Here is a 19,528-nt window from a genome sequence, read left to right as displayed (position 1 = left end):
CTCTTATGTCTTTTCCGATTGCGGTGTAAAGGTACGAAATTACCGGCATAGCCGGAAACAGGTGTACCCACAGATTTCCGTTTGTTTCCGGTCGTAAAGTTTCTGACTGGAACGCACACTCCGTTCACGCTCCTGGGGCAAAAATTTTACAGCCAGAAACGTGATGATTGCCCACGATCTAAGGTTTGTCATGCACAACCGCCTACCGCTGAGCGCTATGGCTTAAAAAGGCGAATCATCGCTCATGTCATTCATCCGCGACTGCCGGATAATGCTCCCCGGCTGGTCGAAGGAAGAGGACGGTGCCATACCGGAAGAAAACGAATTTGAATCAGCGAATCCCGCTTCGCCACCAAAAGCAAATTCGTCTTCCAAGTCCGCAAATTTGACATATTTGCCGATGAATCGCAGTTGGACCGTACCGGTTTCGCCATTCCGGTGTTTGGCAATGATGACCTCCCCCACCCCGGCCGTCGGTCGCCCAGCCTCATCTTCGGTGAGGCCATAGTATTCCGGCCGGTAAAGGAAAAGCACCATATCGGCGTCCTGCTCGATGGAGCCGGATTCACGCAGGTCAGAAAGCATCGGGCGCTTACTGCCCCCCGGGCGGCTTTCCACGGCCCGGCTAAGTTGCGAAAGCGCAATGACCGGTATATTCAGCTCTTTTGCGACAGATTTCAGGGATCGGGAAATGCTACCGATTTCCTGCTCGCGGTTGCCCCCCTTGCCGTCGTTCTTGCCGTGCATGAGCTGCAGGTAATCGACAATAACCATCTGTATATCATACTGGGCCTTGAGCCTGCGGCATTTGGCCCTGAATTCAAAGATGTTAAGTGCCGGTGTGTCGTCGATGAGTAAAGGCGCTTGCGTGAGCCGCCCGATACGCGAGTGCAACTGCGTCCATTCGTGGTCAGCTAGATTGCCCTTCCGCAGCTTCTCCTGTTCAATTTCCGTTTCGCCCGCAATGAGGCGGTTCACCAATTGCACCGAAGACATTTCCAGTGAGAATACCACCACGGGTTTGCTGTGATCAACCGCTGCGTTGCGCGCACAGCTCAACACAAAGGCCGTCTTACCCATGGCCGGACGGGCGGCCACAATCACCAGGTCTGACGGCTGCCATCCGGAAGTCATCCGGTCCAGCTCGGTAAAGCCAGAGGGCACGCCAGTAAGGCCGTCGGTACGGTCTCTTAATATTTCCAGCGACTCCACAGCCTCCCGCATGATGTCATCCATCTTACGCGTGTCCCGTCTCAGGTTATTCTGCGCTATATCAAATAAGCTTTTCTCAGCATGATCCAACAGGTCGAAAATATCCGTCGTGTCTTCATACGCATTATTGATGATTTCTGTAGACACTTTAATGAGCTCGCGTTGGATATACTTCTGGGAAATGATGCGGGCATGATATTCAATATTGGCGGCAGAAACTACCCGATCCGTAAGCTGGGTAATATAATAAGCCCCGCCGACCAATTCCAAGGCCCCCATTTTCCGGAGCTCGGCTGTGACGGTCAGCAGGTCTATCGGAGAGGTTTTCTGGAAAAGATTGTAGATGGCCTCAAAAATCTTTTGATGGGCCTCCACATAGAAAGTTTCCGGTTTGAGAATATCGATGACCTCACTCAGCGCATTTTTCTCCAGCATCAATGCCCCCAGTACGGCCTCTTCCAAATCCACAGCTTGGGGAGGAAGTTTTCCAAGTCCACTTACCAGGTTATTCAACCGCGTACGCCGTTCGGCAAACGTGCCCCGTGAAGACGTGCCGGTTTTGTTGGAGGCATATTCATTCTCATTCGTCATAAATTATATCTCTTTAAGTGGTAGCATTGATTACGCGGTCCGTCACTGGTTGCCGTTTCTGTAAACCAGCAGAGCAAATGTATGGATTTTTGCCGCTCACGATTCCATAAGTTCTGAACAGCCATTTAACAACTAATTTCTCCAAAACGTTTTGCCTTGAAACAAGCATAATTAGCAATATACCTTGTTAACACGATATGTGCAAAAAATGTTAAAAAAACACAACAAGCATTGATTAACAACACCTTACAATAATGTTAACAACTTTCCAAATTGTGAATTACCGCAAACATACAGATAAAAAACGGAATTCATTTTGCGTCAAAACACATCATGCACGATACCAGTTGATTATCAATATCCAGTACAAAAATCCATAGCCGCTACCCAACGGGCCGCATGGCAGCGGCATGGATCCGTAGGCCTGGTACGGCAAGCATAAGAATACCTTTAGCCATTCAGCTTCGGACTTCCGACTAAAATCCTATCTTTGCGTATCATGACGACATCCGAAACAGTAAAACCCTATAAAGACAGCGAAACGGATAAAAAGCAGCAGGTAGCGGACATGTTTGACAACATTTCACCCACCTACGATTTCCTGAACCACTTTTTATCGTTCGGCATCGATGTCATTTGGCGGAAAAAAGCTATCCGCGCATTGCAAACCATCCAACCGCAGCAATTGCTGGATGTGGCCACGGGTACCGGTGACTTCGCGCTGGAAGCTATTAAGACACTAAAGCCCGCCAAGGTGATCGGGGTTGATATCTCCCGAGGCATGTTGGATGTTGCCAAAGACAAGATCGCCAAAAAAGGCCTTGAAGGCCAATTTGAAGTATTATTGGGCGATTCCGAAAACCTTCCCTTCCCGCAGCACACGTTCGATGCGGTGACGGTGGCCTTCGGCGTGCGCAACTTTGAAAACCTGGAAAAAGGCTTGGCAGATATTTGCCGCGTACTTAAGCCAGGCGGAAAAGCCGTCATCCTGGAGTTTTCAAAACCAAAGAAATTTCCCATTAAGCAACTCTACGGCTTTTATTCCCATCGGGTATTGCCCTTTATCGGGAAGGTGTTTTCCAAAGACAGCCGCGCTTACACCTATCTCCCCGAATCCGTCGCGCAGTTTCCGGATGGAAAAGACTTTACCGATATCCTATCGCGCGTCGGCTTCAGCGAGACGGCATGCCGGCCGCAAACGTTTGGCATCTGTACCATATATATCGGCACCAAATGAAGCCTAAATCGGCAATATGTACCGTTTACATCACGGCACTGCTGCTGATGCTTATACACCCTCCATCCCTGGGCCAGCAGCGCTTCCAACGATGGGGAGGCGGTGTAGATGACGAAACCATTCATTTTGGTTTCAGCTTCCATTATATCGGTGCACATTATAAAATTGCCCTGAAGGAAAACTGGCAGGCGCCATATACAGAAGACGCAATCGGCTTCAGAGCAGATTCGCTCTATAGCGTGCATAGCCCTGCGCAAGGTGGCGTCGGACTCGGATTATTGGCCGATTTAAAGCTCACTGAAAATTTAAACCTGCGGTTTACGCCCACGCTGGCGTTCTCCAATAAGACGGTAAACTATCGGTACACCCCTTTTGCCAGTCCACTCAGCGACGACCACGACAGGGAGCTCGCTACCCTGGTCCGGGCATCCTACATTGACTTACCATTTTTGATCAAATTCAAGTCGGACCGAAAGGGCAATTACCGCGGTTACCTCATTGGCGGCGGCAAATACTCCATCAATGTCGTATCCAGCAAACGTTATGACGACGCCAGTTCGGTACCGCTTGAAAAATTGTTGAAAACGAAACCGGGCTATTTCTCTTATGAGGCTGGCATCGGGTTTGATATTTATTTCGATTTCTTCAAGATGTCGCCGGAGGTCAAGTGGGTACAGAGTATTGGCAACCTGCTGGATGCCAGGGAGGCCAACATGTACAACCATCCCATACAACGACTGATGTTAAGGAATTTTCAGTTAAGTTTGTTTTTTGAATAAGTTGAAACATCATGCATAACGATTAATTAGTTATCACCATGCCCAACAAAATAGTATTCATCACCGGAGCGAGCGCAGGCATCGGCGAGGCCTGTGCAGAAGTATTCGCCAGAGAAGGTTACGATCTGCTGCTCGCCGCGCGCCGCATCAACCGCTTGGAAAAACTCGCTGCGCGTTTAATGGAGACGTACGGCATCGACACCCATTTGCTCGCGCTCGACGTCCGCAACGCTGAAGACGTATTTACTTCGTTCAGCAACTTACCTGGCGCATGGCAGCAAGTGGATGTACTGGTCAACAATGCCGGCTTGAGCCAGGGTCTTGATCCCATCCACGAAGGCGATGTGGGCGACTGGGATCGCATGATTGATACCAATATCAAAGGGTTACTCTACGTCACCCGGGCGGTGGCTCCCATCATGGCGGCACGGCAGCGGGGGCACATCATCAACATCGGATCCATAGCCGGCAAGGAAGTCTATCCCAATGGCAACGTATACTGTGCCACCAAACATGCCGTGGACGCCCTCACGAAAGGAATGCGCATCGACCTGCTCCATCAACATATAAAAGTGACGGCCATCCATCCGGGCATGGTCGAGACCGAGTTTTCGACGGTACGCTTCAAAGGCGACAGCGAGCGTGCTGCCGCCGTATACCAAAATGTAGCGCCCCTCATAGCCAACGACATTGCCGAGGCGGTATGGTTTGCCGCGTCCAGGCCCGACCATGTCAACATCAACGATATGCTTATTATGCCTACCGCACAGGCCAACGCCACCACGATAGTGAGAGAAGACAGCCAGCGAAAATGAAATTGCATGCCATAGCCATTTTAGCTAACTTTGCACTCCCAAATTACGTGACCATGAAACAACTCTGCACCAAGCTTTGCCTCCTTATGACTACCGTTATTACCTCGACATTCGCCGCACCGCGCATTCACTTTGAAGTCTCCTTCAGCGAACCCCAAGCTCACTATGCCGAAATCAAGATGGAAATTTCGGATATCCGCAAGGATTACGTCGATGTGAAAATGCCGGTATGGACGCCGGGTTCTTACTTGGTCCGTGAATATTCGAAAAATGTGGAAAGCTTTGAGGCCTGCGATGAAAACGGCGCCCAGCTGCCCGTCACCAAAATTAACAAAAACACCTGGCGCATTTCTTCCGACAAACGCAGCCAGGTGGTGGTCAACTATCGCGTCTACGGCTTCGAAGTATCTGTACGGACCAACTTTATTGACGATGCCCATGCATTTTTGTCGCCCGCCGCTACCTTTATGTATGTAGATGGGATGATTAACCATCCCGTGGACGTCACGATTATCCCGCATCCGTCATGGAGCAAAATTTCCACCGGCCTGGAACCGGTAAGTGGCCGTCCCAATACCTACCATGCGGCTGATTTTGATATCTTGTTCGATTCGCCTATCGAAATCGGGAACCAGGACGTTTTTACCTTTGAGGCCGCAGGGGTGCTTCATGAAATCGCGATGGTCGGCGGCGGAAACTACGATCGCGAACGGCTGAAAAAAGACGGCGCTAAGATTGTGGAAGAAGCCACCCGCATATTCGGCGTGAATCCCAACAAACGCTACGTTTTCATTGTACACAATTACCAGTCTGGCGGCGGCGGGCTTGAGCACCTCAATTCAACGGTGCTGGGGGCAAGCCGTAATGGCTACCAAAACGAGCGCTCCTATCTAAGCTTTTTAGGGCTTGTGGCCCACGAGTACTTTCACCTCTGGCATGTCAAAAGGCTCCGTCCCATCGAGCTTGGCCCGTTCAACTACGATGCAGAGAATTACACCACCGCCTTGTGGATTATGGAAGGCTTTACGGCCTATTTCGACAACCTCCTGCTCCGCCGTTGCGGCTTTCTAAATGAGAGCAGCTACTTACAGGCGTTGGCCAACGACGTCAATACCGTAGAAAACCGTGCCGGCAATCGCCTTCAGCCAGTGGCATTAGCGAGCTTCGACGCCTGGATCAAATATTACCGCCCCGATGAAAATTCGGCAAACACCAGTGTTTCTTATTACAACAAAGGTGCGTTGCTAGCCATGATGCTCGATTTGAAGATTCTGGCGGCCACGCAGGGACAGCAGCGCTTGGATGATGTATTGAAAGCGGCATATGAAGAATTTTACGTCAAGAAAAAACGTGGTTTTGAAGAGCACGAGTTCCAAGCATTAATTGAACGGGTCACCGGCGTATCGGTTGACGAGCTGTTCCATGCGGCACACACCGTAGAGCCATTAGACTATAACCACTATCTCAATGCCGTCGGATACGAATTGGTTGACTACAACAAAGGCCGGGAATTGCCGGATTTGGGCATGACAACCACGGCAAGTGACGGCCGCATTATCGTCACCGGCGTGAGCCGTGGCACCGGCGCATGGAACGGCGGCATTAATGTGCGGGATGAGCTCATCGCCATCAATGGCGAACGTCTGGACGTCAACGGCAGGGAATTAAACCGCGTCATGCAAACAGCAGCCATCGGCGATACGCTCAACATCATGGTTGCCAGAGACGGAAAAATACGCGAACTCAACGTCGTGCTTGGAAGAGATACGAAAGGTGCGTTCAGCATTGTTCCACTGCAAAACGCTACGCCTGAGCAAGCACGTTTAGGAAAAATCTGGCTTTCGTTGGAATGATTGGCGGCTGAACATCAAAACGAAAACCGTACAGACAGGCCAATACCGTCAAACCGCACACCCGTTTCGGGTGTCAGCTCCATGGTCGGTTTCCAATCCAGCGACAGGTTGATGGGCGCTGTGGATAGCTTATAATCCAGGCCGATAACCCCATCGAAACTCCAGGCCATTCCGCTTTCATCGGTATCTTTATAGCGGTAGCTGCCCAAGCCGCCACCGAAACCATAATACCATTGCAGTCCGGTGATGTCGGCAACGGTCAGCGGCTGGTGAACTTCGAATAAGCCCAGCAGTTTGAAAATGGTAAAGCTGCGATTTCCCTGAAAATTGACGATACCGTCTATCGCGTAGCTATCGGTTAGAAAATGTTTGTAAGTGATTCCGTTCGCCACCCCAAATCGTCCGCCGATGGCTCGCTGGTATGTGATATCTTCTTGCGCCAAGGACTGCTGGCCGGCGATCATGAGGGTGATGATGACCAGGAATAAGGTTGTCCGTTTTCTTTCCATGCCGCTATCCGCACAAAACAAATGCCAACTTCCCGTCGGCCGGAGCAGCCGCCTGGATGTTTAGCCGATATTTATTAAAGGCAACAGTTTTACCAATTTTTTGTTAACTTTAGATGCACTACTGCGGTACTGCATAGGAAGTATTATAAACCAATAGAACAAATTTATGGCTTCTCCAACGCGTATTTTTGACATTCTGACACACTACGAGACGCACTTCGCCAAGCCAGTAATGGTTGCCGGAAAAGCACACGGCAAGTGGACAAACTATGCGACAAACGAATTTGTGGCTATCGTAAACAACCTGAGCAAAGGGTTGCTGGCCAAAGGGATTGGCAAAGGAGACAAAATTGCGCTGATGTCGGCCAATCGGCCCGAATGGAATTTCTGTGATTTCGCTATCAATCAGCTTGGCGCTGCCACGGTACCGCTGTACCCGACATTGTCCGATCAGGACCTGTCGTTCATCATCAATGACGCCGATGTAAAAATGATTATCGTCAGCAACAGTGAGCTTTACAGCAAAATAAAGGCCGCTTTGCAAACCAACAGCCTGGAAATCCCCACCTACGCCTTTGACCCTGTAGCGGGCGTGCCTTCGTGGCAACGCCTGGTCGAAGCCGGCGAACAACACGACGTCGATCTCACCATTTACCGCGATGCAGTCGATGGCGAAGACCTGCTTACCCTCCTTTATACATCAGGTACCACGGGCAAGCCAAAAGGTGTGTGTCTTTCACATAAAAACGTGCTGACGAATGTCTATGACTGTTATCACCTGCTTCCCGACTACTTCAAAAAAGCGCTTAGTTTTCTCCCGCTCTGTCATATTTTCGAGCGTATGGTCGTCTATTTATACTTTGCAAAAGGTATTGAAATCCATTATGCGGAAAGCCTGGACACCATTGTGGCAGACATCAATGAAGTCAAGCCAGACGGGTTCACCACGGTACCCAGGGTGCTGGAGAAAGTATATGATCGCATTGTATCCAAAGGAAAGGAACTTAGCGGAATAAAAAAACAGCTGTTCTTTTGGGCACTCCAGACAGGGCTCGCCAATAAGGAACCAGGTCAAAACAGTGCCTGGTTTAATTTCAAGTTGGCCATCGCCCGCAAGTTGGTGTTCAGCAAATGGCAGGCCGCACTCGGTGGCAACATCAAGCTCATCGTATCAGGAGGAGCCGCCCTTCAACCACGGTTGGCGCGGGTATTTTGGGCTGCAGGCATACCCGTACTTGAAGGTTACGGTCTCACCGAGACATCGCCTGTCATTGCCGTAAACAATTTGGAAGAAGACGGCGTCAAATTCGGAACAGTAGGCAAGGTACTCCAGCATGTGGATGTCAAGATCGCGCCCGACGGCGAAATATTATGCAAAGGCCCCAGCATTTTTACGGGGTATTACAAAAATGACGGTGCCACCGCCGAAGCCATTGATTCCGAAGGCTATTTCCATACGGGCGATATCGGCGAACTGGACGCCGATGGTTTTCTACGAATCACCGACCGTAAAAAGGAAATGTTCAAAACTGCCGGGGGAAAATATGTGGCTCCCCAAGCACTCGAAAACAAATACATGGAATCGACGTTCATCGCGCAGGTGATGGTTATCGGCGAAAACCATAAATTTCCGGCGGCGCTCATTGTCCCGGCATTCGATGTACTCAAAAACTGGTGCGACATCAAGGGTATTCCCTTCGATTCGAGGGAAGAAGTAGTCAAAAAGCCGGAGGTCATCGACAAATACCAGCGAGAAATCGATCGGCTGAACCGAGGCTTCGGCCAATGGGAGAAGGTAAAAAAGTTTGCCTTGCTGGCAACCGAGTGGACCATTCAAGCTGGCGAACTGACGCCAAAACTGAGCCTGAAACGAAAAGTGATTCTGCAGCATTACGAAAAGGAGATCACGGCCATCTATCAGGAATAATGGTGTACCAACTTTCCGTTGGTTTCCGGCGGTAAGCTTTTTGGCCTAGGAGCGTGAGCGGGGCAAGCGTTCCAGTCAAAAAGCTTACCGCCGGAAACATCATAAATGGCGTGAAACCTGAACGTTGCCGCGCTCCCCGAAACAATAGCATTTGCAACAAAAAGCGTACATTCGCTTTGTTGCAAATCAATAGGTGCCGTTTTGTTGTTATTGGAAGTATTCAGGATTGCATGATGAAATTGTTTAAAAAATCATTTTACAAGGAAATCTTCGGCTTGCTCGGCAACACCTTTTCCGAATTTTCCAAAGACAGCGCCATGAAGATGAGCGCATCCTTAGCCTATTACACCATCTTTTCGATAGCGCCGCTGCTGCTTATTGTCATCTGGTTGGTCGGTTTTTTATATGGCGAAGTACTATCGGGTGAGCAGGACGCACGGACTGAAGTGTTTGAGGAATTTGCCAGTATATTCGGGCCGGAAACCGCCGCTCAAATCCAGCAGATCATCCAAAACATCAATTTATCCAATAAGTCGGGCATTGGCATAGCCATCGGTATAGGCACGCTCATCATCGGGTCTACGACCATCTTCGTGGAGATACAAGATTCGCTCAACCGGATATGGGGGGTCCGGCCCAAACCCAAAAAGGGTTGGCTCAAGATGCTGCTTAACCGTGCCATCTCCTTTTCCATGGTGCTCGGCCTCGGTTTCCTGTTGATAGTATCGTTAATCGCAAACGGCATTATTTTGGCGCTCAGTTCGCAGATCACCCAATACCTGCCGGACATTTCCGTTTACGTCGTCGAATGGGTCAACATTGGACTTACCTTTCTGGTTATTACGGCACTGTTCGCCTTTATTTTCCGGTTTTTGCCTGATGCCCGCATGCGTTTTCGCGATGCCGTCGGGGGGGCTATCTTCACTGCTGCGCTTTTTATGCTTGGCCGGTATCTTATTGCCCTATATATGCAGTACAGTGCGCCTGCATCAGCTTACGGCGCGGCCGGAGCAATCATCATCTTGTTGCTCTGGATATACTATTCGGCGGCTATTCTTTATTTCGGCGCTGAGTTCACCAAGGTATATGCGCTGCGATACGGCAAAGGGGTATGGCCATCTTCCTACGCCGTGAAGGTCGTATTGAAAGAAGAAGAGGTCGAAGACGAACCAATAGCGCCTCCCCAAGTGCCGACCGATCCGGAAGGATGATACACTTCTGCAACCCGCATGCCCGGTCACTTCACCGTATAGCGGTAGATTGCCCGCCCAATGTTACCCAAAGAATCGACTCCCTCCACAACCACGCGATAGCTTCCTTTACCATCTGCATTATAGAAGTCGAGCTGAGCTCGCCCATCCTCGCCCGTTACCACGTCCGGATTCCAGTAAACCGTTGAGCGGATATCGTTGACGGCGCGCCGTTCGGGGGTATCATACTTCGGTGCATAGAATTTCCGTTCTTTGACATAACCAAGCGGTGTAAGGTCGATGATGTTGCTTTTAGGCAGTAAGCTTTCGATTTGACTAAGTGACATCCGGGGGCCCTTTTCCTGCTTTTTGGTCGTGTAGATGGATACCACCCCGTTGTTCTGGTACATCCGGCTTACCGTTCCCAGCTCATCCCGCAGGAAGATTTCAATCCCTTCGACCTCCGAGGGCATGATCCCGTTCAGCGCCGGAACATCCATCGCCATACCATTCACAAAAAACTGCACCGGTATACGGCCTCCGGCATTGTAATCGCGGGTGATGTAGAATAGCTGGCGTTGTGAGTCATAGGTAATTCCGGTAAGTGCCGTCTGCAAGCACATCAACAGGTTGTTGCAACCTTTGAGCCGGTCTGCACTAATCTGATGGTCCGCCATGCCGAGCCCTGAGATAGCGGGATACTCCTTGTGCGAAAAAGCAGGGCGTGCAGAGGCCGTCACCTCTACTTCTTCCAGTAAGATCGACGTCCGGTACTCATTGCGGCTGTTATCGAGATAGGCCGTCAGCATGTTGTCGATGTTCAATGCATCGTTTGTACGATAGGCTGTCGTATCGATGGCCGGAAATTGCGTTGGATCAACATTGATAACCATATTCCGGTAATCATCATTACCGCGCGCATTGATGGTTACACGTGATGAATCGGTAAATACCAAATCCCTGAAAACGAACCGTCCGTTTTCATCGGTATACGTATCTTTACGGAAACTGATATCGGGGATGGAGAGCAACAATCCGCCATTAGCCACCGGCTTTCCGTTGTTGAGCCGCAATACGCCGGATAGCTCGATGCCCTGTTCGGGCAGAAAATGTACTTGCGGATAATTATCTGCCAAGACATCGTTGTATGAAAACCGGCGGTACCCTTGCGTCAATAGCAGGGCATCCAGCGCTTCACGTTTACGCTCATCCGGCTGATTGAAATAAAAATTGGGTTCCTCTACGTAGCCCTTAAGATCGGACGTAAGCAACAGGTTGCTGAGTATGGTGGTTTCCTTATTTTCGTCATAAGGCACTTTCGTTTCGTCGACCACCGCCACCGAATAACTACCTGCGGTAACCGTATCGTTGTTGCTTACAGTTAAAACCAGCTTGACCGGCTGTTTGGCCGAATACTCTTTTTGGTCACTGCTGATGGCAATATCCAGCGGTTTGATGTTTTCGACAAACACCAATCGTTCACTCACCGGCCTGCCGGATGACGTGAAGAGGGTGAGCTGGGCAACACCGGTCGGGAAGCGCTCTTTAGGCAGGTTCACCAGTATGGCATCGTTGCGCAGCGCAGCCTGAGCCGCATAGCAAAGAATGCCGTTGGCCTGGGCAATCAAGTAAAAGACTTTTCCCTTATTGGCCGCAAAAAAACGATCGTTGGCAACGAGAGCAAGCTGCAATTGGGCAGTATCCGACTTCAGCACCGTCACGTTGATTCCCTGGTCAACCACTGCGGGCAACGGGTAGCTGCGTGTTTCGCCATTTTCAAACGTCAGGTTGGCCGTATACGCGTTTCCCGCTTCCGGGATCATGGTAAAAACGCCCATCCCTTTATGGATATCGGCGATGGATGCCTGTTCCACGCCGTTCTGGTCTACGATTGTTCCTTTCACAGCGAGTCCCCGCCCGTCACTTCCAATGGCTTTGAACGCTACTTTCTTTGCCAATCCCGCAATAAAATCGCCACCTTCCGGAAAAAACTGCACGTCGGCATCCCACAATGCGGCCTGCAGGGGAAACGAACCAATCATCGGGGCAGCGCTGCCCCCCGATTCGACAGAGACATGCAGGTTACTTTTTCTCAGCAGCTCCCTATCCTTCCCGTTGATATTGATGATAACGTTGCCGACTGCATCGGTCTGTCCTTTACCATTGTCAATCGGCTCCCATCCCGATACAGCGGCCCATGTAAGTTTCCGGTTGCCCAAGGGTTTACCTTCCCGGTCCTTAAACTGGATAACGGCTTGGGCACGGGCATTTTTGCCTTTGCTGACGTCGTTGAAGGTGACGGTATGATGCAGGTTGTTGTTCAGCACGTCGCCTATCGGCACAATTTTATTGAAGAAGTAAGCCGGGTCAAAGTTCACCATCCATTTCGTATAGGCCCTGAATCGGTAATTGCCCTGCGTATACCATTCCTGATCCAGCACCAGGTGGCCGTCCCCTGCATTATCCTTCAGTGGAATGCGCAAGGTTTGCATCAAGGAGTCCTTTCCGTTCATGACCTCAAGATACACCACTTTGCTGAGGTCGTAGTTGTACATGTTGCTGGCAAGGTAGGTTTTGAACCATACGGTGTCCCCTACTGCGTAATAAGGCTTATCGAAATGGACATGCACCTTTTCTATCGGATACCCTTCGAGCAACTTCTGGGTTTTCTCGACAACGGTATTGATGCTGAGACTATCTTGCTGGGCGAATACGGGTATGGTGTTACTGTAGATAAAAAGCGAAATAAAAAACAATTTAATGATACGGTTCATTCCCATCCTGTTTAGAATCAATCAGCGGCTAAGATATCTTTTTTCGGTTGCTTCTGCCAAACGATAGCATAATTTTAACATTTGTCAAAGCAAGGGAGCCAATAACCGGCATACCGAATCGAGGCCGCGCTTCCAACGCGGGCGTTTGCGCCAATCACCTATGGTGATGCAGGTGCTATCCAATTTATCCGCCTCAAATTGAGCTTGCAACTGCTGGCACAGCACGTCATCGCTCACGATGGCACTCACCTCAAAATTGATATAGAAGCTACGTATATCAAGGTTTACGGTACCGACGTAAGCAAGCTTACCATCAATACAGATGGTTTTGGCATGCAGCAATCCCTTTTCATAGAGGTATACGGATACTCCCCGTTCCAGCAACGGTTTCAGGAAGGAAAACGATGCATGCTGCACGATAAACGTATCCGACTGACTCGGCAACATCAGCTCAACCTTCACCCCCGAGGCTGCGGCCAATTTCAGGGCGGTGCTCAGCTCGTCACTCGGTATAAAATAAGGCGTGCACAGCTGGATGGATACTTCCGCCTCCGCTATCCCGATCAACATGGCCTCCATATTGAATGGCCCCACCGAACCCGGGTCGCTGAACGCAAAGGTCACTGCGGCCCGGCCAAACGGGCGTATCGGCGCTGTATGAAAATACCCGTCGCGAAGACGGAACGCCTCCCCACCGGCCAGGTGCCAATTCATCCAAAACTGGGTCTGCAACATGTTTACCGCCTCGCCCTGAATCTTCACGGCGGTATCCCGCCAAAACAAGGTATGTTTACCGTTATTGATATACCGGTCACTGATGTTGATACCGCCTACGAATGCCGTATGGCCATCCATGATGGCTATTTTACGATGGTTCCGGTAATTGCTATCGGCCAAGGAAGCAAAGCCGACCGGCATAAACGGGACAAATTGGATCCCCATTTCGGCAAAGCGCTTCTGCCGCCGGCGGAGCTTCGGCGATCCGAAAGCATCCACCACCATCCGCACGATGACGCCCGCCGATGCCTTTTGCTCAAGCAGGGATAGAATAGCATTCCCGATATCATCGCAATCAAAAATATAATATTCCAGGTGAATGTGATGCTGCGCTTTGCGGATCGCATCGATAAGTTCAGGAAATTTCTGCTCCCCATTGACCAGCAGGGCCACCTGATTGTACAACGATGGCGGCGCAATTCGTTGGTTTTTCAGAAAAGTAAACACCCGGCTAAGCGGGCCGATAGCTTGTTTCAGCGTTTGGATATTGTCGTCCATGATGGGATTCAGTCTATCCCAAACCCTTAACAACCGGATATGCCTTTCCTGATTCTGGCTTCTGAACGTTTGGACTTTCTTAAACTTCTGCCCGAAAAAATAATAAATTGCGATACCGATGACCGGCAAGAAAACAATCACCATAATCCATGCAATGGTTTTTGATGGATTACGGTTTTCAATCAGGATGGTCACCATAATGGCGAGGTATACCAAAAGGAGCGGCAACCAATACCACTGATAAATGAAAGTCCCTATCTGATGAAGCGTTTGCGTCATAAACGGCCCAACAAGCGAATGCCAGACCAAACTTACGGATTCCCCTTGAGATTCGCTACTTTTTGCTCAACTGCAATGATGACTTCTTCCATGAAATCCACCTGATGGAATTCGCTGGCATGAATAAGCCCTCCCGGACTGAACACATTGATTTCCATTAGTTTATCACCAACAATATCCAACCCCACCAAAAACATACCGTCTTCCCTCAACAGCGGTCCCACGGCTTCGATAATCGTCTTCATGCCCTTGGTCATGGTTGCCCCTTTTGCCCGGGCGCCCTGGTGTATATTGCTGCGGATTTCGCCCGCCTGTTGTATACGTTGAATCGCGGCCACTTTATCTGCCTTCATCAAGGGCCTTCCGTCCATCAAAAATAGCCGGGTATCCCCCTTCTTTGCCGCAGGCAGGTATTCCTGCGCGATGGCAAAGCCGTCCCGGCAGATAGCTTCGACAATCTGCTTACGGTTCTTGTCATCCTTCTTGTCCAACAGGAAGACGTTCTTTCCGCCGGATCCTTTCAGCGGTTTCAGGATGATCCGGTGATTTTGGGCGCGGTAAAATGCCTCCACGTCATCCATGTTGCGTGTAACGACCGTTTGCGGCCGCACAGATTCGGGAAAGTACTGCAGGTAAATTTTGTTGGATGCCTTCACCAGCCCATCCGGATGATTAAGCACCAAGACCCCCTGCTTGCTGGCCAGCTGACCAAATAATACGCCGGCATCCTGTGCCCACGGCCGCTTTTCCATGTCTGCAGCCGGGTCATTGCGTAACCACATGACATCCCATTCTGACGAGCTCGTCAATTGCTTATCCTCCTCGATCAATGCTTCCAGAAAGGTACGCAACGACCGAAACTCACGGTTCGGCGCCTTGCGGCAGTGCGCGCCCACACGCCCGTCAGAAAGATAAACTAAATCTCCGATGCCTACGTAGTAGACCGTATGGCCCCTACGATGGGCCTCAAGTGCCAGTGCCGTAGTGGTATAGCCCGGCGACTCTTTACGTACCTGATTGACGACAAATAGAATGGTCATATAGTATATTTTGATTTTTACTTCCTACCCAATCATCTTAAACACGCCGCCCCCATTTTTTATCTCCTTGATTTTGTTGATGTACGGTTTTTCCAGAAATTTCGGCCGCAAGGGCAGCGGTTTCAACAACCGCCTATGCATGAGTTCTTCAATAATAGGCAGGTAGTCTTGCCTTATTTTACCCACCAATAACCGCGAGATGTCCTTTCCTTCTTTGACATATTCGATCACATTGAGCAATCCTTTGAGGTAAACCGCATCTTTGGTCAGCCCGCCTCCGCGGTACACACGCATGGTAATGTAAAATGCGTTTTCGGGCTTAAAGGCATACTTCTCCACCAGAAGCGCAAAGGTCTCCGCGAAGGCGTTTCCTGCCAGCATGTGGTGGACGGCTACGACGCGTGCGGCAAGCGTGCGCATCCGTTGGTTGGTCAGCCCGCCGGTCATGTATTCACTGAGCACGGCAAGCCCCTCCTGAAGTTGTTCATAGCCCGGCACGCCCAGGTAAAATAGTTTAAACGGTTGTGCCATACCATTGTAGTAGGTGGTCACATGCGTACCCACTTCGTGCTGAAGCAACGAAAACGCCCGGTCCTTGGATATCCGGTAGCGGGAGCCGATGTTCAGCGTGCCGCGGGATACCATGACGCCCTCCACATCATCCCTGACACGCACAGCGGTGGATACCGGATGATACTGTTGCTTCAGGTATTCCAATTCGCCTTTTGCTAATTTGGCAAACGCGCGCGCATCCAGCATGTCGCTCGCTACAGGTGGGCGCTGGGGTTCAGAGGCCACTAATATTGCGCTGGCGATGTCAAGCAGGTTTTCCTCGACATTGCCAAAAACCTGCTGGCTGCTGTAGAGGAAATCAGGCTTTTCCCTGTCGCTGAGCATATTGAGCATCCTGTCGATTTCTTTGCGTTTGTCCCGGAAGAGATAGGCCATCGTCGGGTCCATGATTTCCTCGATCGGTAGGTTGTACAGCTTCCGCTTGATAAGTTCGGGGTCAATGGGCATAGGCCTATAGTGAAATACCGGATTTTTCCGGTATTTGCTTTTCAAAAAGCTCTCCCAGGCCTCCTGGGCGTTAATCGGTGTCACCAGCAACAAAAAATCGAACAGATTGCTATATTCCGCCAGCTTTTCATCCACTTTCCATACGACTTCGTCCAGTTCTGTGGTGCCCAGCATTTCGAAATGAGCCGCACTGTACGAGGTTTTCATGCGGATAAATTCAAAAAAGCTCTTGCGTAGCGCTTTGCCGAAGCTTTCGCGCAACTCCCGAAGAAATAGCGGATAAGGCGCACCGGTTTGCTGGTTGATATAAAAAGGGGCGATCTCCAATCCCACGAGAATGATTTCGCTTTTCCGTGCCTCTTCGAGATTAAAAATCTCGCGGTAATACGCCGGAGCAGGCACCTTTTTCCGCTTCTCCAGCCCTACGGCAATTTCCGGGGTCTGAAACAGCTGAAGATGGCGCAGTTCGAATTGCAGCTTCTCGGCGACAGCCAACGCGCTTTTTTGGCAAACATGGACGGTGAACGATGCCGTCTCCACACGGGTTGACAGCCATACTTCAAGGAGCATAAATCCGCCGAATTTATCAGCCATCGCGTTAGCGATAGCTCGAATAATCGGGGTTACGTTACATTCCGGTGTATCCGGGGCCACCAGGTAGGCAGACTCCGTTTTTCCCAAGGTCGACGTAAACGCGTCTTCCCCATCGGGCGGGATACGGTAAATCAGCAGGTAGGGAACGGGTCTGTCCATATGAAGCTCACCCTCGCAAGGTAAACGGACATGCAGCGGCTTTCCCTTTTTGAGCTTATCCACAATATGTTGGATGGTTTTTTTCGTGTCAGTAGCCATTCGGATAGGTAGATTTAGCTGGCGTATCCAATAAGTCGAGCAGAAACGGAATCGTCCCCTTCAGCATCGATCTGATGTCGTTAAAATGCTTCCGATCTAGCCGGCCTGTCCATTCATCCATAAATGTTTTTTTGAATTCCAGAGACAGCACGCAACCGTACTCGCCGAAATTATGGTTAATCCATTCGGCAAAAGCCCCACCCTTAAATTTGACATTTTCCCTCACATCCGGAAACCGGCCTAAGATGTGGTGGTGCGAAAGGAACCGGGTCATGCAATGGCCCAACGGCTTCCATTTGTCCCGGTTATGCCCCGTCCCGATATTGATCTCGGGATGGTCGCCGATGTGCGCCGCCTTCAGTGGATGCTCACGGCGGTGATTATAGCTATGGATATCCAGCATCACGAATTTGCCAAACAGGGCTATCGTCCATTGTATCAGCTCAGCCACGTCGGCATAGAATTGATCATAACCTTCGAGCAGTTGTGCCACCATGATCTCGGGCAAGGCCGGCTTCCAAACGGTCAGTCCCCACGCATCTTCCGGCTTACGGTACACTGCCAGCTCCCGCCTGCGATTCAAGTCGGTCTGAAACCTGGAGGTCTCCACGACAATCCGGCTGACCGGTAGGTTGGCCATATCGCCGGTATACGGATCTTCTTCCCTGAACCGCTCATGCTCTTGCAGGTGCATGTATTCCAGCAAGGGCAGTGCAAGCCGGTGCCCTTCGTGGATAGCAGCGACGATTATCGGCGTCTGTTCCCGGTGTATGGTGTAAACCAATTCCATTTGGAATCATAAACACGGATGTAGAGCAAATGTTTTCCACAGCCACTTTGGCATGCATTCTGAAATTTATTAAGTAACCCTATGCGATCAAAACCGCAGGACTTACACAGATAGCAATACACAACAACAGATACGACGACACTTAAATAAAAACGTATGAACACTTCCGTCAGATTAAACACGAAAACACTTATAATCACCATTTTATCAGGAATCGCCCTGTTTTTTATGTTTAGCTGTTCCACGGGATCATCCAAAACCAACAGCAGCGAAAACAACGCCATTGCACTGCCGGTACAACGTATCGACACCACTACAGCCAGCACGGTAAAGGACTATTTGGGGACGATAGAAGGCAAGGTAAATGTGGAGATACGTCCACAGGTTGAGGGTATTTTGGAGGAAATTTATGTGGATGAAGGCGCATTTGTAAAGGAAGGCCAAAAACTTTTCAAGATCAATCCCCAGCCTTATCAGGAAGAGCTGAACAATGCCCTGGCCAACGAAAATGTCGAAAAAGCAAAGCTGGAAAATGCCAAACTGGAAGTCGACCGGCTGAAGCCGTTAGTTGAAAATGACGTTATCTCCGATGTGCGCCTGCGCACCGCCATGTCGGACTACGACGTGGCAAAAGCTTCGCTTGCACAAGCTTCTGCTGCCGTAGCCAGTGCCCGCATCAACTTGGAGTTTACGACCATCAAAGCACCGGTAAGCGGTTTCATTGGCCGCATCCCCAAGCGAATAGGCAACCTGGTAGGCAAGAGCGATGCGCTGACCGAGCTCTCCGATATCAGCGAAGTATATGTCTATTTTGCCATGAGCGAGTCCGATTTTCTCTATTTCCGCAAAAAGTATGGAAAACGCGATTCGGCCAAGGTGCATTCCGCTGATACGGCCCAGATCATTCCAAACGTGTCGCTAATCATGGCAGACGGGACAGCGTACCCCGAAAAAGGGGTGGTAGACGCCATCAACGGCCAGGTAAACCGTACAACCGGAGCCATCAGTTTGCGGGCGACCTTCCCGAACAAAGACAATATCCTTCGTTCGGGCAATACCGGTACACTCAAGATGGAGGAGTACGAACGCGGCGTGCTGACCGTCCCCCAGGTAGCAACCACTGAATTGCAGGATAAGATTTTTGTTTATACCCTCTCTGCCGACAACAAAGTGAAGCAACAAGCCATCCAAGTGGCCGGAAAGAGCGGCAATGCGTACATCGTGAAGGCTGGCGTCAAGCCCGGCGACCGCATTGTGCTTTCCGGCTTGGACAAGCTCTCCAATGGCATGGAAATCAAACCGCTCAACGTTCCCGCGTCCGCCGCGGAATAACACGTTTGCAGGCAACCATTATGTTTAACGCTTCAAGACAAGGCAAGTGCATG

Annotated in this window: 14 protein-coding genes; 7 read left to right on the top strand and 7 right to left on the bottom strand. The window is 50.4% G+C overall.

The window, feature by feature from the left end:
* Window positions 1-222: 222 nt before the first annotated feature.
* Complete coding sequence (dnaB, locus tag JHJ32_RS02850; RefSeq protein WP_079716899.1) at window positions 223-1,803, bottom strand: replicative DNA helicase; 1,581 nt, start codon at window positions 1,801-1,803, stop codon at window positions 223-225.
* A gap of 499 nt (window positions 1,804-2,302) precedes the next feature.
* Between dnaB and ubiE the strand changes: the two genes are divergently transcribed.
* Genes ubiE through JHJ32_RS02830 form a run of 4 tightly spaced genes read left to right on the top strand, consistent with a single transcriptional unit; the run spans window position 2,303 to window position 6,487 of the window.
* Window positions 2,303-3,040 (top strand): bifunctional demethylmenaquinone methyltransferase/2-methoxy-6-polyprenyl-1,4-benzoquinol methylase UbiE, encoded by a 738-nt coding sequence (ubiE, locus tag JHJ32_RS02845; RefSeq protein ID WP_079716900.1) that lies wholly within the window; start codon window positions 2,303-2,305, stop codon window positions 3,038-3,040.
* Entirely contained in the window at window positions 3,037-3,819 is a 783-nt protein-coding gene (locus JHJ32_RS02840; RefSeq protein ID WP_200119750.1) for an outer membrane beta-barrel protein, read from the top strand. Before ubiE ends, JHJ32_RS02840 begins: the two co-directional genes overlap by 4 nt.
* Before the next feature lie 38 nt (window positions 3,820-3,857).
* Window positions 3,858-4,634, top strand: a complete 777-nt coding sequence (locus JHJ32_RS02835; protein WP_200119749.1) for an SDR family NAD(P)-dependent oxidoreductase — start codon at window positions 3,858-3,860, stop codon at window positions 4,632-4,634.
* Window positions 4,635-4,687: 53 nt separating this feature from the next.
* Complete coding sequence (locus tag JHJ32_RS02830; protein WP_233632451.1) at window positions 4,688-6,487, top strand: M61 family metallopeptidase; 1,800 nt, start codon at window positions 4,688-4,690, stop codon at window positions 6,485-6,487.
* Between the two features lie 14 nt (window positions 6,488-6,501).
* On the opposite strand, the gene JHJ32_RS02825 is transcribed toward JHJ32_RS02830, so the two are convergent.
* On the bottom strand, window positions 6,502-6,996 hold the full coding sequence (locus tag JHJ32_RS02825) for a hypothetical protein (RefSeq protein WP_233632450.1): 495 nt from the start codon (window positions 6,994-6,996) through the stop codon (window positions 6,502-6,504).
* Between the two features lie 166 nt (window positions 6,997-7,162).
* Between JHJ32_RS02825 and JHJ32_RS02820 the strand changes: the two genes are divergently transcribed.
* Together JHJ32_RS02820 and JHJ32_RS02815 are read left to right on the top strand one after the other, a co-directional pair.
* Window positions 7,163-8,923, top strand: coding sequence for a long-chain fatty acid--CoA ligase (locus tag JHJ32_RS02820; protein WP_200119748.1), 1,761 nt, complete (start codon window positions 7,163-7,165; stop codon window positions 8,921-8,923).
* Between the two features lie 230 nt (window positions 8,924-9,153).
* Window positions 9,154-10,134 (top strand): YihY/virulence factor BrkB family protein, encoded by a 981-nt coding sequence (locus tag JHJ32_RS02815; RefSeq protein WP_079716983.1) that lies wholly within the window; start codon window positions 9,154-9,156, stop codon window positions 10,132-10,134.
* Window positions 10,135-10,160: 26 nt separating this feature from the next.
* On the opposite strand, the gene JHJ32_RS02810 is transcribed toward JHJ32_RS02815, so the two are convergent.
* The 5 genes from JHJ32_RS02810 to JHJ32_RS02790 form a co-directional block, all read right to left on the bottom strand.
* Window positions 10,161-12,887, bottom strand: coding sequence for a carboxypeptidase-like regulatory domain-containing protein (locus tag JHJ32_RS02810; protein WP_200119746.1), 2,727 nt, complete (start codon window positions 12,885-12,887; stop codon window positions 10,161-10,163).
* 84 nt (window positions 12,888-12,971) lie between these two features.
* On the bottom strand, window positions 12,972-14,441 hold the full coding sequence (gene cls / locus JHJ32_RS02805) for a cardiolipin synthase (RefSeq protein ID WP_200119744.1): 1,470 nt from the start codon (window positions 14,439-14,441) through the stop codon (window positions 12,972-12,974).
* Window positions 14,442-14,473: 32 nt separating this feature from the next.
* Window positions 14,474-15,481 (bottom strand): glutathione synthase, encoded by a 1,008-nt coding sequence (locus tag JHJ32_RS02800; protein ID WP_200119742.1) that lies wholly within the window; start codon window positions 15,479-15,481, stop codon window positions 14,474-14,476.
* A gap of 24 nt (window positions 15,482-15,505) precedes the next feature.
* A complete protein-coding gene (locus tag JHJ32_RS02795; RefSeq protein WP_200119740.1) occupies window positions 15,506-17,353 on the bottom strand; it encodes a flavohemoglobin expression-modulating QEGLA motif protein in 1,848 nt (615 codons plus the stop codon).
* A complete protein-coding gene (locus JHJ32_RS02790) occupies window positions 17,343-18,143 on the bottom strand; it encodes an N-formylglutamate amidohydrolase (protein ID WP_200119738.1) in 801 nt (266 codons plus the stop codon). Before JHJ32_RS02790 ends, JHJ32_RS02795 begins: the two co-directional genes overlap by 11 nt.
* Before the next feature lie 156 nt (window positions 18,144-18,299).
* Here JHJ32_RS02790 and JHJ32_RS02785 point away from each other — a divergent pair, with 156 nt between their 5' ends.
* Window positions 18,300-19,475, top strand: coding sequence for an efflux RND transporter periplasmic adaptor subunit (locus JHJ32_RS02785; protein WP_079716909.1), 1,176 nt, complete (start codon window positions 18,300-18,302; stop codon window positions 19,473-19,475).
* The last annotated feature ends 53 nt before the right edge of the window (window positions 19,476-19,528 follow it).

It is taken from the genome of Parapedobacter sp. ISTM3 (assembly GCF_016533505.1).
GTDB classification, from domain to species: domain Bacteria; phylum Bacteroidota; class Bacteroidia; order Sphingobacteriales; family Sphingobacteriaceae; genus Parapedobacter; species Parapedobacter luteus.
Note: the sequence above shows the minus strand (reverse complement) of the source record. Positions and strands in the feature narration are given on the sequence as shown.

Bases quoted from the DNA above. Each gene is read 5' to 3' on its own strand.
- dnaB (WP_079716899.1), bottom strand. From the start codon at position 1,803: ATGACGAATGAGAATGAATATGCCTCCAACAAAACCGGCACGTCTTCA.
- ubiE (WP_079716900.1), top strand. From the start codon at position 2,303: ATGACGACATCCGAAACAGTAAAACCCTATAAAGACAGCGAAACGGAT.
- JHJ32_RS02840 (WP_200119750.1), top strand. From the start codon at position 3,037: ATGAAGCCTAAATCGGCAATATGTACCGTTTACATCACGGCACTGCTG.
- JHJ32_RS02835 (WP_200119749.1), top strand. From the start codon at position 3,858: ATGCCCAACAAAATAGTATTCATCACCGGAGCGAGCGCAGGCATCGGC.
- JHJ32_RS02830 (WP_233632451.1), top strand. From the start codon at position 4,688: ATGAAACAACTCTGCACCAAGCTTTGCCTCCTTATGACTACCGTTATT.
- JHJ32_RS02825 (WP_233632450.1), bottom strand. From the start codon at position 6,996: ATGGAAAGAAAACGGACAACCTTATTCCTGGTCATCATCACCCTCATG.
- JHJ32_RS02820 (WP_200119748.1), top strand. From the start codon at position 7,163: ATGGCTTCTCCAACGCGTATTTTTGACATTCTGACACACTACGAGACG.
- JHJ32_RS02815 (WP_079716983.1), top strand. From the start codon at position 9,154: ATGATGAAATTGTTTAAAAAATCATTTTACAAGGAAATCTTCGGCTTG.
- JHJ32_RS02810 (WP_200119746.1), bottom strand. From the start codon at position 12,887: ATGAACCGTATCATTAAATTGTTTTTTATTTCGCTTTTTATCTACAGT.
- cls (WP_200119744.1), bottom strand. From the start codon at position 14,441: ATGACGCAAACGCTTCATCAGATAGGGACTTTCATTTATCAGTGGTAT.
- JHJ32_RS02800 (WP_200119742.1), bottom strand. From the start codon at position 15,481: ATGACCATTCTATTTGTCGTCAATCAGGTACGTAAAGAGTCGCCGGGC.
- JHJ32_RS02795 (WP_200119740.1), bottom strand. From the start codon at position 17,353: ATGGCTACTGACACGAAAAAAACCATCCAACATATTGTGGATAAGCTC.
- JHJ32_RS02790 (WP_200119738.1), bottom strand. From the start codon at position 18,143: ATGGAATTGGTTTACACCATACACCGGGAACAGACGCCGATAATCGTC.
- JHJ32_RS02785 (WP_079716909.1), top strand. From the start codon at position 18,300: ATGAACACTTCCGTCAGATTAAACACGAAAACACTTATAATCACCATT.